The following is a 14,529-nucleotide window of genomic DNA, read 5'->3' on the forward strand; positions in this document are numbered from 1 at the left end:
CGGTTGCGGTGGGGCCACGCCCCCAACAGTGACTAACCAGCGAGCCGCCAGCGACCACCCCGAGCCACGAGCGTCGTCAACGCCTGCGGCATCAGCCCGGAGTGGTTGTCCGGCGTCATCCGGATCGGCCCGGACAGCCCGTCGAGCTGCGACGTCTCCAGCACGTCGCGCAGCCCGTCCCGGTCGACCTTGCCCGGCTCGCCGCCGGCCTGCAGCTCGGCGTCGGCGATCAGCTGGACCGCGTCCGCCGCGAACGAGGAGAAGCCGTTGTAGCCGCCGAACCGGGCGGTGTAGTCCTGGAACCACTGCCGCCGAGCGGCCTTGGCCGGGGTGGTGGCGATCACGTCGTCGATCACCATGGTCTGGGTGAAGATCAGCGTGGCCTCGTCGGTGGAGCGGGCCGAGGGGCCCAGGAAGAGGTCACCGGCGGCCGTGGCGTCGAAGAACAGCGACCCGCGGAACTTGCTCTGCCGGGCCGTGGTGGCGGCGAGCATCGCCTGCTCCGGCGTGGTCCACAGGACCATTGCCTGCGGCTTGCGGGCGATCAGCTCGTTGATCTGCGTGCCGACCTCGGTGTCGGTGACCCGCACCGACTCGTTGGCGACCAGCTTCACGGAGGTCTTGCTCAGCTCGCGGCGCAGGGCGGCGAGCCCTTCCTGGCCGTATCCCTCGGCGCTGTGCAGCAGCGCCACCTTGCGGATCTCGCGCCGCTCCAGTTCCGCGGCGAGCGCGGCGGCGCTGTCGGTGGCGTTCGGGGCGAGCTTGAAGACATATCGGCGCTCGGCCACCGGCTCGGTGATCTCGCTGGACGACCCCAGTGCGATCGTCGGAATGCGCTTCTCGCCGATCGTTCGGGCCGCGCCGACGGCGCATTCGTTGCAGCCGCCCATGATGACCGCGCTCACGCGCGAGTCGCTGCTGAAATCATTGATGTTCCGCAAGGATTCCGCGGCATCCGAGCGGTTGTCCTTGACCCGCAGATCGATCTTCCGGCCGCCCAGTGCGCCGGAGGCGTTCAACTGCTCGACCTTCAGTTGCAGAGCCCGTTGGTAGACCTTGCCGACCGGCGCCGACGCGCCGGAGAGTTCCAGGTCGGCGGCGATCACGATCGGGCTGGTGTCCTGCGGTTCCCCGCCGATCCCGCAGCCGGTGAGCGTGGTGGCCAGCACGGCCGATGCGAGCGCCGCGATGCTCGCGGAGCGGATGGGGCTCAACTCAGTCCTCCAGGTGCGGCGCGGGCCGACGCCCGATCACCGCCGCTCGTCCGTCCTCAGTGGAGGAACGGGATTGGTTTGCCGTACGGTGTGCGCGAAGCCTGCAAAACCTTGCCAATGCCGGGGCCTGTGGTCAAGCCGGGCTGACGAGTGCTGTTTCGGGACAGCCATCCCACATGCTGGGGACACGGAACATTAACTGACAATTACTGCACAGATGCGCGTGACCACTCTGGAGTGACATCCCCTGTTCAGGGGGTTGGAGAAAAGAAGGTATTAGGTGATCGGATCCCGGGATGCGTCGGCCGCGACCGTTTCCTGCCTCACTGCGGCTTCCCAAACAGGATCTCGTCTGATGAAATCGCGGCCGTGCCGCGCGTGGCGCTGGCCGCTGCACCAGGCACGGGTCAGCGGGTCGCGCGTGGAAGAAACGACGGAGGCGATGTCGTGAGCACCGGACCTACGACCCTGCCCGGGAGCCCCAACGCCGAACAGCGGAACCGGCGCCGGCGCCTGCCCAGGCTGCGCGACGCGCGGATTCGCTCCAAGCTCGCCCTCATCCTGGTCGTTCCGGTCGCGGCTGTCATCGCACTGGCAACTATCCGACTCGTTTCGGTCGGGCAGGGCGCGTACGAGGCCGACCGGGTCCGGTCGCTGAGCGCGGTGTCTGTCGACATCGCGGCGCTCACCCAGGACCTGCACAAGGAGCGGATGGCGGCGGCGGTCTTCCTGGCCGACCCGAACCAGAAGCCGGACGCGTACAACCTGCGGGTGCGTCAGACCGACGAGCGCATCGCGGCGTACCAGGACGAGCGGGGCAAGCTCGGCGACGTGTCCGGTGCGATCAGCAGCCAGCTCAAGGTGATCGACGCCCACCTGTCCACGTTGAACGGCACCCGCCAGGAGGTGCTGGACCGGCTGCAGATGCCGGTGGCCGAGGCGAGTCTGCGCTACGGCATCGTGCTGGACGACCTGGTCGCGTACAGCGACGCGCTGGCCCAGCAGCCGGGCGCGGACAGCCTGGCCGACGCCCGCCGCGCGGTGGCCGCGTTCGCCCACGCCAAGGCCGAGGTGGCCGAGGAGCAGGCGGTGGCCTTCACCGCCCTCGACGGCGGGCAGGTCGACGAGGAGCAGTTCTCGTCCTTCGTGGCCACGCTCACCGGCCAGCAGGAGGCGCTGCTCACCTTCTCCCGGTCCGCGACGCCGGGCCAGCGGGCCCTGGTGGACCGCACCGTCTCCGGTGACGCCGTCCAGCTCGCCGACCGGGTCGCCGGCGACGTCTCCCGGTCCATCGGGCGTCCGGCGCTGGTCACCCGCGACGAGGCGTCCGCCGCCATCGGCGCGGTCGACGACCTGATGCGGTGGGCCGAGATCCAGCTCCTCGACGAGATGCTGGCCGACGCCGACGAGGCACGCGCCGACGTGATCCGGCAGGCGATCGTGGAGAGCCTGCTCGTGCTGCTCACGCTCGCGGTCGCGGTGACGCTCGCCGTGGTGCTGGCCCGCTCGCTCAACGACTCGCTGCGCCGGCTGCGCGAGGGCGCGCTCGCCGTGGCCAACCACGACCTGCCGGACGCGGTGAGCCGGCTGCAGAACGTCAACGCCATCGGTGACGGCGGCGTGGACGAGATCGTCCAGCAGGTACGGGACCCGATCAAGCTGAGCAACCGCGACGAGGTCGGTCAGGTGGCGGTGGCCTTCAACGTGGTCCACCGCGAGGCGGTCCGGGTCGCGGCCGAACAGGCCGCGCTGCGGACGAGCGTCTCGGCGATGTTCCTCAACCTGGCCCGCCGCTCGCAGAGCCTGGTCGACCGCATGATCGGCGAGCTCGACGCGATCGAGCGGTCCGAGGAGGACCCGAAGCGGCTGGCGCAGCTGTTCGAGCTGGACCACCTCGCCACCCGGATGCGCCGCAACGACGAGAATCTGCTGGTGCTCGCCGGCGCCGACTCGGCCGTACCGCGTCGCGACGACGCGCTCCTGGTCGACGTACTGCGCGCCGCGCAGTCCGAGGTCGAGCTCTACAACCGGATCGAGTTCGGCACCGTCGACACCGACATCTCGGTGGCCGCGCACGCCGTCAACGACGTCGTCCGGCTGGTCGCCGAGCTGCTCGACAACGCCACCCGCTTCTCGCCGCCGAACACCACAGTGGTGGCCGACGGCCGCCGGATCCGCGACTACGTGCTGATCCAGATCGAGGACCGCGGACTGGGCCTCAGCGACGACCAGCTCGACTCGCTCAACCGGCGACTGGCCGCGCCGCCGACCGTCGACGTGGCCGCGTTCCGGCTGATGGGTCTGGCCGTGGTCAGCCGGCTCGCGTCCCGCTACGGCATCCGCGTCGAGCTGCGCCGCAACGTCGAGGGCGGCACCGTCGCCCAGGTGACGCTGCCGAACTCGACAGTGGTGCTGCCGGCCAACCGGGGCCAGGCCCCGCTGACCCGGCCGCGTCAGCCGCTCGCCGTCGAGCAGTCCCCGCTCAGCCAGGTCGGCGCCGGTGACGCGCTGGCCGGAGCCGGGCGGGGCGCGGCCACCGCGACGCTCGCCGACCAGTGGCGCGGGGCGACCACCGCCCCGCCGTCCCGGTGGCAGACGCCCGCCGAGACGCGCGACACCACTCCCGCCGTCCAGCTGGGTGGGGCGACCGGCGCGCTGCCGACTGTGGCGGCGCCCGCCCCGGTGGCCGCGGCGCCCGCCGCGCCGGCTCCGGTCTCCGGAGCGGGCTGGTCGGCCGGTGGGCCGACGGTGGCGTACCCCGCGCTGGACCCGCTGCCCAAGCGGACGCCCGGTGTCGAGTCGACGCAACCCGCGACCCAGGCCGCACCTCCGGCCTACCAGCCGCTCGCCGCGGCGCCGGCGGTGGAGAGCACCCCGGCGACGCCCGTGGTGGCCCGGCCCGAGCAGCGGGCCGAGGCGCCGATATTCCGTGAGATGGAGGCGGTCTGGTTCCGTTCGCACGGAGAGGACGAGACCACCATCTTCACCCGTCCCACGTTCGACGAGCCGCCCGCGCCGGCACAGCCGGCGGTGGCGCCCCCTGCGGCGTCGGCACGTCCGAAGCTGCCCACCCGCACCCCGGGGGCCCAGGCGTCGGGGCTGACCACGCCGACCACGCCGCCCGCGTACAGCCCGCCGGAGGTCCCGTCCACGCCGCCGGCGGCCGCGACGCCGCCCCCCGCCGCCGAGCCCGCGCCCGCGCCGCCGATCGACCCGGAGGCCTGGCGTACGGCGGCCGACGAGGGCTGGTCGCGGGCCAGCCGTGCCGCGGAGCCCACCACCGGCGGGACCACCCGCTCCGGCCTGCCCAAGCGGGTTCCGCAGGCGCAGCTCGTGCCCGGCGGAATAGAGCCGAAGAGCGGCCGGGACCGCAGCCGGCGCACGCCGGACGAGGTACGCGGTCTGCTCTCCGCCTACCACCGTGGCGTCCAGCGGGGCCGTACGGCCGGCGCCGACCTGAACAGCACCTCGACCAAGGAGACGAACCGATGAACAGGCCGGCGGCCATGCAGGACATGGGGTGGCTTCTCACCAACTTCGCCGACAGCGTTGCGGGCATCGCGCACGTGGTGGCGGTGTCCGCGGACGGGCTGCTGCTCGCCTCCTCCCGGGATCTGCCCGGCGACCGGGCCGACCAGCTCGCCGCGATCACCTCCGGCGTGGTGAGCCTGACCGAGGGCGCGGCGCGGATGTTCAGCGCCGGCGGGGTGTTGCAGACCGTGATCGAGATGGACAGCGGCTACCTGTTCCTGATGTCCATCAGCGACGGTTCGTCGATGGCCGTGCTCGCGGCGCGCAGCTGCGACGTCGGCCAGGTGGGTTACGAGATGGCGCTGCTGGTGGAGCGGGTCGGCCAGGCACTGGTCCCGCTGCCGAGGGACGCGGTCCGGTCCTGATCGGAGCGGGGAGCTGACGACCGGAGCCGGTGCGGCTCCGAACGAGGGGAGGTGATCGCGAGATGGACCCGCGACGTGATCCACGTGGCGCGCTGGTGAGGCCGTACGCGGTCACCCGGGGCCGCACCGAGCCGTTGCAGAACATCGCGCTCGAGGCGGTGCTGTCGAGCACGCCGACGCAGTCGGCCGAGGCGCGCTTCGCCGGGCACGACAAGTACCGCATCTCCTCGGTCTGTGAGGGCCGGGCGCAGTCGCTTGCGGAAATCGCCGCTTACACCCGGATGCCGCTGGGCGTCACCCGGGTGCTGGTCGCCGACATGGTGGCCGAGGGCCTGCTGACGCTACACACTGCCGCTCCCGCGACGGGTTTCGCGGCGCGGATGAACCTGCTTGGAAGGGTGCTAAGTGGACTTCGCGAACTATGACCCCGACGGGGTGAACCGCGGCCGGGAGATCATCTCCGCGAAGATCGTGATCGCGGGTGGCTTCGGCGTGGGAAAGACCACGCTCGTCGGGGCGATCTCCGAGATCCAGCCGCTGACCACCGAGGCGCTGATGACCGCGGCGGGCGTGGGCATCGACGACGCGTCGAAGGTGCCGGGCAAGGAGACCACCACGGTCGCCATGGACTTCGGCCGTATCACCATGGCCGAGGATCTGATCCTCTACCTGTTCGGCACACCGGGCCAGACCCGCTTCTGGTTCATGTGGGACGAGATCATCAGGGGCGCGGTGGGTGCGGCGGTGCTCGTGGACACCCGCCGGATTACCGACGCGTTCGCGCCGCTGGACTACTTCGAGAACCGCAAGCTGCCGTACGTCGTGGCGTTGAACCGCTTCGGCGACGCGCCGCACTACGAGCTGGAGGAGGTCCGGGAGGCGCTCGCCATCTCCCCGGACGTGCCGATGGTGCTGTGCGACGCCCGTCAGCGGGACTCGGTCAAGCAGGTGCTGGTGACAGTGGTGGAGCACGCCATGCTCCGCCTCCAGGCCGAGCACGGCTACCCGGCCTCCGTGGGCTGACCGCCTGCGGGTCAGTCGACCCGCAGGCGGTACCCCCGCTTGACCACCGTCTGCACCACGCGGGGCGCCTTCAGCCCGGCCCGCAGGCGGGCGACAGCCATCTCCACCGCGTGCTCGTCGGCGCCGCGCGGCAGCGTCCGCAGCAGCGCGGTGCGGGAGAGCACCTTCCCCGGTGACGCGGCGAGTGCCCGCAGCACCGCCATCGGCGCCGGCGCCAGCTGACGCAGCTCACCGTCCACCACCGCGGCGTGCCCGCGCAGCGTCAGCACGTGCCCGGCCGCCTTCACCGAGACGGTGCGCCGGGGCAACTCCTCGACGATGGTGCGGACCAGCGCGCCCAGCCGGGCCCGGCTCGGCGCGCTCACCGGCACCCCGCGCCGGACCAGCGGCTCGGCGGTGACGGTGCCGACGCACCCGGCCAGCACGTCGCCGCGCAACGCCTCCAGCACCGTCTCGGTACGGTCCCCGGCCGCCCGCAGCAGCGCCTCGGCCGCCGGGGCGGAGGTGAACGTGACCGCGTCGACGAGACGCCCGGCCACCAGGTCGATGAGCCGGTGCAGCGGCGCCGGGTCGGCCGGCGGCGCCCACCGGTACACCGGTACCTCGATCACCGTGGCGCCGGCCGCCACCAGCGCGTCGGCGCACTCGGGCTGCCGCTCGCCGTGCAGTTGCATCGCCACCACCTGGCCGGCCACCCCGCGCCGGACGAGGTGCTCGACCACCTCGTCGCAGCTCTCCGAATCCGGTGACCAGTGCTCGCGCAGCCCGGCGGCACGGATCGCGCCGGTCGCCTTCGGGCCGCGGGACACCACGTACGCGCGGGCGAGCGTGCTGCGCAGCGGCTCGGCCAGCCCCCAGCCCTCGGCCGCCTCCAGCCAGCCGCGCATGCCGATGCCGGTGTTGGCCATCAGCACGTCCGGCGGCTGTTCCAGGCAGGCCCGGGTGGCCTCACGCAGGTCCGTGTCGTCGGCCAGCGGGACGATCCGTAGCGCCGGGGCGAGCACCACCCGCGCCCCACGCCGCTGGAGCAGCGCGGCCAGTTCGTCGCGCCGCCGGTCGGCGGTGACCCCGATGGTGAAGCCGGCCAGCTCGTCCCGCATCATTCCTCCTGCCGTAACCGCACCTCGACCAGGCCGTCCCGGCAGCGCGCCGGATGCCGGCGCAGCGTCACGCCCGGTAGGTCCAGGCACCGCCCCGTGGTGAGGTCGTAGACCTGCTTGTGCAGCGGCGAGGCGAGCGTGGGTACCCCGCCCCGGCTGCCGACCAGCCCTCGGGACATGACGTACGCGCCGCCGACCGGGTCGAGGTTGTCCACCGCGTACAGCCCGTCCGCGGTGCGGAAGACCGCCACCTGGACGCCGTCGACGAGGGCGGCCACGCCCCGGCCGGGGTCGAGGCGGTCCAGCGGGCAGACCGGGGTCCAGTCCAGCGTGACGACGGGGCTCATCGGCGTACCTCCGGCAGGCCCAGCACGACGGGCTGGCGGCGGTGTCCGCCGTCCGGGGGCGCGCCCCGGGCCGGCACCGGCTGGCCCCGCTCCTGGGTGAAGGTGATGGACGGGTCGGGTACGTCCGGCGCGTTGACGAAGGAGGTGAAGCGGCGCAGCCGGTCCGGGTCCTCCAGGACGTCGCGCCACTCGTCGGAGTAGCTCGCGACGTGCCGGGCCATCGCCGCGTCGAGGTCGGCGCAGAGCCCGAGCGAGTCGTCCACGAGCACCGACCGGAGGTGGTCCAGGCCGCCGTCCATGGCCTCGATCCAGGCGGCGGTGCGCTGCAACCGGTCGGCGGTGCGGATGTAGTACATGAGGAACCGGTCGATGAGGGCCACCAGTTCCGCGGTGCTCAGGTCGGTGGCGAACAGGTCGGCGTGCCGGGGCCGGAAACCGCCGTTGCCGCCGACGTAGAGGTTCCATCCGGTCTCGGTGGCGATGACGCCGAAGTCCTTGCTCCGGGCCTCGGCGCACTCGCGGGCGCAGCCGGAGACGGCCGACTTGAGCTTGTGCGGCGCGCGCAGGCCCCGGTAGCGCAGCTCCAGCGCGACCGCGAGCCCCACCGAGTCCTGCACGCCGTAGCGGCACCAGGTGTCGCCCACGCAGGACTTCACGGTGCGCAGCGCCTTGCCGTACGCGTGGCCCGACTCGAAGCCCGCGTCGACGAGCCGGCGCCAGATCTGCGGCAGCTGGTCGACGCGCGCGCCGAACAGGTCGATCCGCTGCCCGCCGGTGATCTTCGTGTACAACCGGAAGTCCCGCGCCACCTCGCCGATCGCGATCAGCTTCTCCGGGGTGATCTCCCCGCCGGGAATCCGGGGCACCACGGAGTAGCTGCCGTCGCGTTGCAGGTTCGCCAGGAAGTGGTCGTTCGTGTCCTGCAGCGACGCCTGCTCACCGTCGAGCACGTGCCCGGTGCCGAGCGACGCCAGGATCGAGGCCACCACCGGCTTGCAGATGTCGCACCCGCTGCCGCGCCCGTGCTCGGCGACGAGCCGGGAGAACGTGCTGACGCCCCGCACCCGGATCAGGTCGAACAGCTCCTGCCGGCTGTGGTCGAAGTGCTCGCACAGCGCCGTCGACTGGCGTACCCCGGCGGCGTCCAACAGCTGCTTGAGCATGGGCACGCAGGAACCGCAGCTCGTGCCGGCGCGGGTGCACGCCTTCAGCGCCGGCACGTCGGTCGCCCCGCCGGCGATCGCCGCGTCCAGATCGGCCCGGGTGACCGCGTTGCAGGAGCAGACCTGCGCGGTCGCGGGCAACGCGCCGGCGCCGGCGCCCGCGCCGCCGGCGGGCGCCAGCAACGCCAGCGGGGGAGCGGGCAGCGGTCCGCCGACACTGGCGCGCAACGCCGGGTACGCGCTCGCGTCCCCCACCAGCACGCCGCCGAGCAGCGTCCGCGCGTCGTCGGAGAGGACCAGCTTCGCGTACGAGCGGGTGGCCGGGTCGGTGTACGTCACGTCGAGGCAGCCGGGGGTGGCACCGTGCGCGTCACCGAACGAGGCCACGTCCACGCCGAGCAGCTTGAGTTTCGTGGCGGTGTCCGCGCCGGGGAACGTGGCAGCGCCGCCGAGCAGCCGGTCCGCGACCACCTCGGCGGTGGCGTACCCGGGCGCGACGAGTCCGTGGCAGACCCCGTCCACCGCCGCGCACTCGCCCACCGCCCAGATCCGCTCGTCGGCGGTCCGGCAGGCCGCGTCCACCAGCACGCCGCCGCGCGGGCCCAGCGGCAGCCCGGCCGCGCGGGCCAGCTCGTCGCGCGGCCGGATCCCGGCGGCCACCACCACCAGCTCCGCGTCGACCGCACGGCCGTCGGCCAGGTCGAGCGCGGCGACCGTGCCGTCCGGCCCGGGGCGCAGCGCCGTGGTGGCCACCCCGAGGTACGGCGTGACGCCCAGCTCCTCGACGTACCGCCGGAGCATCGCGCCGCCCGCCTCGTCCACCTGCACCGGCATCAGCCGGGGCGCGAACTCGACCACGCTGGTGGCGAGCCCGAGCAGCCGCAGCGCGTTCGCCGCCTCCAGCCCGAGCAGCCCGCCACCGATCACCGCCCCGGTACGGCGGCCCCGGGCGTGCTCCCGGATCGCGGCCAGGTCGTCCAGCGTCCGGTAGACGAAGACGCCTGGCAGATCGGTGCCGTCGACCGGCGGCACGAACGCGTAGGAGCCGGTGGCCAGCACCAGCGCGTCGTACGGGTACTCGCCGGCCGCCGTGGTCACCACCCGCCGTGCCCGGTCGACGCCGGTGGCCGGTTCGCCCAGTCGCAGGTCCACACCGGCGTCGGGGGTGTGCAGGTTCAGGTCGCCGGCGTCCACCCCGTCGAAGACGGCCGAGAGCCGCACCCGGTCGTACGCCGCGCGCCGTTCCTCGGCGAGCACCGTGACCCGCCACCGTCCGTCGGTGTCCCGGGCCCGCAGCGCCTCGACGAACCGCTGCCCCACCATGCCGTTGCCGACCACGACCAGCCTGCTGCTTCGCTCGGTCATGACGCCACCTCCACCGTCTCGCGTACCTCGTCGGTTGTGGACGGATCCGCCTCGGCGAGCCAGGCGGCGATGCCGGCCACCGCGTCCCGGCAACTGCCGCAGCCGGTGGCGGCCCGGGTCGCCGCGGACAGCTCCGCCGCCGTCCGGGCGCCCGCCCGCCAGCACGCCACCAGCGCGCCCTTGTTCACGTCGTTGCACCGGCACACTGTTGCGGCATCCGGCATCAGCGCCGGCGACGCGGCCGGTCCGGCCGGCGCCTCGCCCAACGCCCGGCCGAGCAGCAGCGAACGCCGGTCCGCCGGCACCGGCGCGCCCCTGTCGAACAGCTGCACCACGGTGCCGACCGCCGGGTTGTCGCCGAGCAGGATCGCGCCGGTCAGCCGCTCGTCCCGGATGCGCAGCCGGGCGTAGGTGCCCCGGGCCGGGTCGGCGAAGGTCAGCTCCTCGACCGGCCCGTCCCCGTCGCCGGTCCCGTCCACGTCGCCCATCGCGGCCAGGTCGATGCCGGCCGCCTTGAGCCGGGTCACCGCCGGCCGGGGCCGGTACCGGGCCAGCGGGTCCGCGCCGGTCAGCACGTCGGCCACCACCCGGGCCTGCGCCCAGGCCGGCGCGACGAGCCCGGTCAGCGTCCCGTCGTGCTGGGCGCAGTCGCCGATCGCGGAGATCCGCCGGTCGCTCGTCCGCATCCGGTCGTCCACCACCACGCCCCGCTCGACGGCGAGCCCGGCCGCCGCGGCGAGCGCGGTGTCGGGGCGTACCCCGCAGCAGAGCACCAGCAGGTCGGCGTCGAGCGTCCCGGCGTCGCCCAGGTGCAGGCGGACGCCGTCGGCCCCGGCGGTCACGGCGGTGGCCGGCACCCCGAGCCGGGACCGGACGCCCAGGCCGGCGAGCGTGCCCGCGAGGACCGCGCCGGCCGGCGGGTCGAGCTGACGTTCCATCAGGTGCCCGACCGGGTGGACCACAGTCACGTCGAGACCTCGGGCGGCCAGCCCTCGGGCCGCCTCCAGACCCAGCAGCCCGCCGCCGAGCACGATCACGCGCCGCGCGCCCTCGGCGGCGGCGAGGATCCGCCGACAGTCGCCGAGCGTGCGGAACGGGACCACCCGCTCGGGCAGCGGGGCGAGGCCCGGCAGCGGCGGCACCACGGCCCGGCTGCCGGTGGCGAGCACCAGGTGGTCGTACCCGTGTCGCTCGCCGTCGTCGGTGACCACCTCGCCGGCGGCCCGGTCCACTGCGGTGACCGCCGCGCCGGTGTGGACCTCGACGCCCGGCCCGACGGCTTCGACCAGCTCCACGTCCGGCTCGCCGATGCGTCCGGCGAGCAGCGTGGAGAGCATGATCCGGTTGTACGCGCGGTGCGGCTCCGCCCCGAGCACGGTGATCCGCCGGTCTCCGCCGCGTGCGTGCAGCTCGGCGGCGAGCCGGGCGCCGGCCATCCCGTAGCCGACGACGACGATGCGTTCGTTCATGCCGGCTCCACCCGGACCGCGCAGATCTTGAACTCGGGCATCCCGGAGACCGGGTCGAGCGCGTCGTTGGTGACCGAGTTGGCGCGTTGCGCGCCGGGCCAGTGGAACGGCGCGAAGACGGTGTCCGGCCGGATCGCGGTGCTGAGCCGGGCCGGTGCGCACAACTCACCCCGGCGGGAGACCACACGTACCGGTGTCCCCTCGGCCACGCCGATCCGTGCTGCCAGGTCCGGGTGCAGCTCGACGAAGCCGCCCGGCGCGGCGCGGCGCAGCGCGGCCACCCGCCGGGTCTGCGCGCCGGACTGGTACTGCGCGAGCACCCGGCCGGTGGTGAAGTGCAGCGGGTAGTCGGCGCACACCGGTTCGGCGGCCGGCCGGTGGGTCACCGGATGGAACCGGGCCCGGCCGTCCGGGGTGGGGAAGTGGTCGGCGAACAGCCGGGGTGTGTCCGGGCCGTCCCGGTCCGGGCAGGGCCAGAACACGCCGGTGTCGGCGTCGATCCGGTCCCAGGTGATCCCGGCGTAGTCGGCCGGCCCGCCGGCCGAGGCCCGCCCCAGCTCCGCGAACACCTCGCGCGGGTCGGCCGGCAGCGGCGTCCCGCCCCCGCTCAGCCGTGCGGCGAGCGCGGCGAGGATCTCCAGCTCGGTACGGACCCCGGCGGGTGGCTCACGAAACGCCCGGCGGCGCAGCACCCGGCCCTCCAGATTGGTCATCGTGCCGTCCTCCTCGGCCCACTGGGCGACCGGCAGCACCACGTCGGCCAGCTCGGCCGTCTCGGAGCGGACGAAGTCCGCCACCACGAGCAGGTCCATGGCGCGCAGCCGGGACTCGACCCGCGCGGCGCGGGGCGCGGACACGACCGGGTTGGAACCGAACACCAGCAGCGCCCGCGCGCCGGACGGCGTGCCGAGCGCGTCCAGGAGCTGGTAGGCCGGCACCCCCGGCCCGGGTAGCGAGTCCGGTTCGACGCCCCACACCCCGGCGACGTGCTCGCGGGCCGCCGGGTCGTCGATGCGCCGGTAGCCGGGGAGCTGGTCGGCCTTCTGCCCGTGTTCCCGCCCACCCTGCCCGTTGCCCTGCCCGGTCAGGCAGCCGTAACCCGAGCCGGGGCGGCCGGGCAGGCCCAGGGCGAGTGCCAGGTTGATGAAGGCGGTGACCGTGTCGACGCCCTTGGCGTGCTGCTCGGCACCCCGGGCGGTGAGAATGACCGCGCGGTCCACTGTGGCGAGCGCGCGGGCGGTGGCGTACAGGTCGGCCACCGGCACGCCGGAGAGCCGTTCCACCTCCGCCGGCCAGTAGCCGGCCACCGTCCGCCGGACGTCGTCGAAGCCGGTGGTCCGCTCCGCCACGTACGACCGGTCCAGCCAGCCCTCGGTGAGCGCGATGTGCAGCAGCGCGTTCGCGACCGCGAGGTCGGTGCCGGGCAGGGGTTGCAGGTGCAGGTCGGCCTGGCGGGCGGTGGCGGTGGCGCGCGGGTCGATCACGATCAGCCGGCCGCCGCGTTCCCGCAGGTCGGCGACGTGCCGCATCAGCGGCGGCATGGTCTCGGCCGGGTTCGCGCCGACCAGCAGCAGCGTGTCCGCGTGGCCGAGATCCGCGAGCGGGAACGGCAGCCCGCGGTCGATCCCGAACGCCCGGTTCCCGGCCGCCGCGGCCGACGACATGCACCAGCGCCCGTTGTAGTCGATGTGCCGGGTCCGCAGCGTCACCCGGGCGAAGCGGCCCAGCGCGTACGCCTTCTCGTTGGTGAGGCCGCCGCCGCCGAAGACCGCCACCGCGTCCGGCCCGTGCCGGTGCTGCATGTCCCGGACTCCGGCGGCGACCCGATCGAGCGCCTCGTCCCAGGTCGCCGGGCGCAACTCGCCGCCGGGCCGGTCGCGCAGCAGCGGGGTGGTGAGCCGGTCCGGGTGGTCGAGCAGGTCGGCGGCGGTCCAGCCCTTCTGGCACAGCCCGCCGCGGTTGGTGGGGAAGTCGCGGGCGCCGACCTCGACACCGTCGCCGGTGGCGCGCAGCACCATGCCGCACTGCAGGGCGCAGTACGGGCAGTGCGTGGCGGCCTCGGCGGGGCGTGCCCCCGTTCGCGTCGCCGTGCGTGCACCGTCTGTCATGTCGGAAAAGCGTGCCGTCGGGCGGTTTCCGGTCCGGGTCTGCTCTGTTTCGGTCCTGTCACGAGCGCTTCACACCGCACGGAGGTGACGAGGCGTTCCGCAGGGCTTAGAATGTGGGACAACAATCTCATATAACGGGAGGCATGATGAGCGTGGCGGACGCGTTCGACGCGGTGGCCGGCAGCTACGACCAGGCCCGACGCCGCCTGGTGCCCTGCTTCGACGCCTTCTACGGCACCGCTGTCGAGGTGGCCGCACCCCCGCTGCGCGCCGCGCTCGCCGCCGGGCGTACCCCCGAGGTGCTGGACCTGGGCGCCGGCACCGGCCTGCTGTCCCTGCTGCTGACCGCGGCCGTCCCCGGCGTCCGCCTGACGCTCGTGGACGGCGCCCCCGGCATGCTCGCGGTGGCCGCCGCACACCTGGAGAAGCGCGGCGTGGCGCACCGCACCGTCCACGCCGATCTGGCCGGCCCGCTGCCCGCCGGCCGGTACGACGCGGTGGTGTCCGCGCTGGCCATCCACCATCTCGACGACGAGGGCAAACGGGCGCTGTACGAGCGGGCCGCCGACGCGCTCGTCCCCGGCGGGGTGTTCGTCAACGCCGAGCAGGTCGCCGGGCCCACCCCGGCGCTGGACCGCCGCTACGACGAGGTGTGGACGGCGCGGATCACCGAGCTGGGCTCCGACGCCGAGGAGATCGCCGGCGCCCGGGAGCGGATGCGACACGACCGGCCGGCCCCGGTGGCCGACCAGTGCCGGTGGCTGGCCGAGGCGGGCCTGATGGACGTGGACTGCTTCTTCAAGGAGTGGCGCTTCGCGGTCTTCGGCGGCCGGCGTCCCTGATC

11 protein-coding genes are annotated in these 14,529 nt (G+C 74.0%); 5 read left to right on the forward strand and 6 right to left on the reverse strand.

Translation table 11 applies throughout. The features are described 5' to 3' along the window. Positions 1-32 precede the first annotated feature (32 nt). Positions 33-1,214: an ABC transporter substrate-binding protein gene (locus ACPCK6_RS24710; RefSeq protein ID WP_396883379.1), complete on the reverse strand. Its 1,182-nt coding sequence runs from the start codon at positions 1,212-1,214 to the stop codon at positions 33-35. Between the two features lie 447 nt (positions 1,215-1,661). On the opposite strand from ACPCK6_RS24710, the gene ACPCK6_RS24715 reads away from it, so the two are divergent. The 4 genes from ACPCK6_RS24715 (at position 1,662) to ACPCK6_RS24730 (ending at position 6,133) form a co-directional block, all read left to right on the forward strand. Beyond that, a complete protein-coding gene (locus ACPCK6_RS24715; protein WP_396883378.1) occupies positions 1,662-4,706 on the forward strand; it encodes a sensor histidine kinase in 3,045 nt (1,014 codons plus the stop codon). Next, positions 4,703-5,110, forward strand: a complete 408-nt coding sequence (locus tag ACPCK6_RS24720; RefSeq protein ID WP_013288588.1) for a roadblock/LC7 domain-containing protein — start codon at positions 4,703-4,705, stop codon at positions 5,108-5,110. Before ACPCK6_RS24715 ends, ACPCK6_RS24720 begins: the two co-directional genes overlap by 4 nt. A gap of 62 nt (positions 5,111-5,172) precedes the next feature. Next, on the forward strand, positions 5,173-5,535 hold the full coding sequence (locus ACPCK6_RS24725) for a DUF742 domain-containing protein (protein WP_013288587.1): 363 nt from the start codon (positions 5,173-5,175) through the stop codon (positions 5,533-5,535). Then, entirely contained in the window at positions 5,516-6,133 is a 618-nt protein-coding gene (locus ACPCK6_RS24730) for a GTP-binding protein (RefSeq protein ID WP_013288586.1), read from the forward strand. The genes ACPCK6_RS24725 and ACPCK6_RS24730 overlap by 20 nt, the downstream gene beginning before the upstream one ends. 11 nt (positions 6,134-6,144) lie before the next feature. Here ACPCK6_RS24730 and ACPCK6_RS24735 read toward each other — a convergent pair whose 3' ends face one another. Genes ACPCK6_RS24735 through ACPCK6_RS24755 form a run of 5 tightly spaced genes read right to left on the reverse strand, consistent with a single transcriptional unit; the run spans position 6,145 to position 13,685 of the window. Next, positions 6,145-7,233, reverse strand: a complete 1,089-nt coding sequence (locus ACPCK6_RS24735) for a uroporphyrinogen-III synthase (protein ID WP_194801405.1) — start codon at positions 7,231-7,233, stop codon at positions 6,145-6,147. Continuing rightward, entirely contained in the window at positions 7,233-7,580 is a 348-nt protein-coding gene (gene nirD, locus ACPCK6_RS24740) for a nitrite reductase small subunit NirD (RefSeq protein WP_396883377.1), read from the reverse strand. Before nirD ends, ACPCK6_RS24735 begins: the two co-directional genes overlap by 1 nt. Further along, positions 7,577-10,108: a nitrite reductase large subunit NirB gene (nirB, locus tag ACPCK6_RS24745; RefSeq protein ID WP_423482361.1), complete on the reverse strand. Its 2,532-nt coding sequence runs from the start codon at positions 10,106-10,108 to the stop codon at positions 7,577-7,579. Before nirB ends, nirD begins: the two co-directional genes overlap by 4 nt. Continuing rightward, a complete protein-coding gene (locus ACPCK6_RS24750; protein ID WP_423482362.1) occupies positions 10,105-11,577 on the reverse strand; it encodes an FAD-dependent oxidoreductase in 1,473 nt (490 codons plus the stop codon). Before ACPCK6_RS24750 ends, nirB begins: the two co-directional genes overlap by 4 nt. Continuing rightward, complete coding sequence (locus tag ACPCK6_RS24755; RefSeq protein WP_423482363.1) at positions 11,574-13,685, reverse strand: molybdopterin oxidoreductase family protein; 2,112 nt, start codon at positions 13,683-13,685, stop codon at positions 11,574-11,576. The genes ACPCK6_RS24750 and ACPCK6_RS24755 overlap by 4 nt, the downstream gene beginning before the upstream one ends. A 146-nt stretch (positions 13,686-13,831) precedes the next feature. On the opposite strand from ACPCK6_RS24755, the gene ACPCK6_RS24760 reads away from it, so the two are divergent. Continuing rightward, positions 13,832-14,527 (forward strand): class I SAM-dependent methyltransferase, encoded by a 696-nt coding sequence (locus ACPCK6_RS24760; protein ID WP_423482364.1) that lies wholly within the window; start codon positions 13,832-13,834, stop codon positions 14,525-14,527. Positions 14,528-14,529 lie beyond the last annotated feature (2 nt).

This window comes from Micromonospora sp. AB353 (genome assembly GCF_049538395.1).
Classification (GTDB): domain Bacteria; phylum Actinomycetota; class Actinomycetes; order Mycobacteriales; family Micromonosporaceae; genus Micromonospora; species Micromonospora aurantiaca.

Excerpts from the sequence above, each read along its gene's own strand:
- ACPCK6_RS24720 (WP_013288588.1), top strand. The coding sequence starts at position 4,703 with ATGAACAGGCCGGCGGCCATGCAGGACATGGGGTGGCTTCTCACCAAC.
- ACPCK6_RS24725 (WP_013288587.1), top strand. The coding sequence starts at position 5,173 with ATGGACCCGCGACGTGATCCACGTGGCGCGCTGGTGAGGCCGTACGCG.
- ACPCK6_RS24735 (WP_194801405.1), bottom strand. The coding sequence starts at position 7,233 with ATGCGGGACGAGCTGGCCGGCTTCACCATCGGGGTCACCGCCGACCGG.
- nirD (WP_396883377.1), bottom strand. The coding sequence starts at position 7,580 with ATGAGCCCCGTCGTCACGCTGGACTGGACCCCGGTCTGCCCGCTGGAC.
- nirB (WP_423482361.1), bottom strand. The coding sequence starts at position 10,108 with ATGACCGAGCGAAGCAGCAGGCTGGTCGTGGTCGGCAACGGCATGGTG.
- ACPCK6_RS24750 (WP_423482362.1), bottom strand. The coding sequence starts at position 11,577 with ATGAACGAACGCATCGTCGTCGTCGGCTACGGGATGGCCGGCGCCCGG.
- ACPCK6_RS24755 (WP_423482363.1), bottom strand. The coding sequence starts at position 13,685 with ATGACAGACGGTGCACGCACGGCGACGCGAACGGGGGCACGCCCCGCC.
- ACPCK6_RS24760 (WP_423482364.1), top strand. The coding sequence starts at position 13,832 with ATGAGCGTGGCGGACGCGTTCGACGCGGTGGCCGGCAGCTACGACCAG.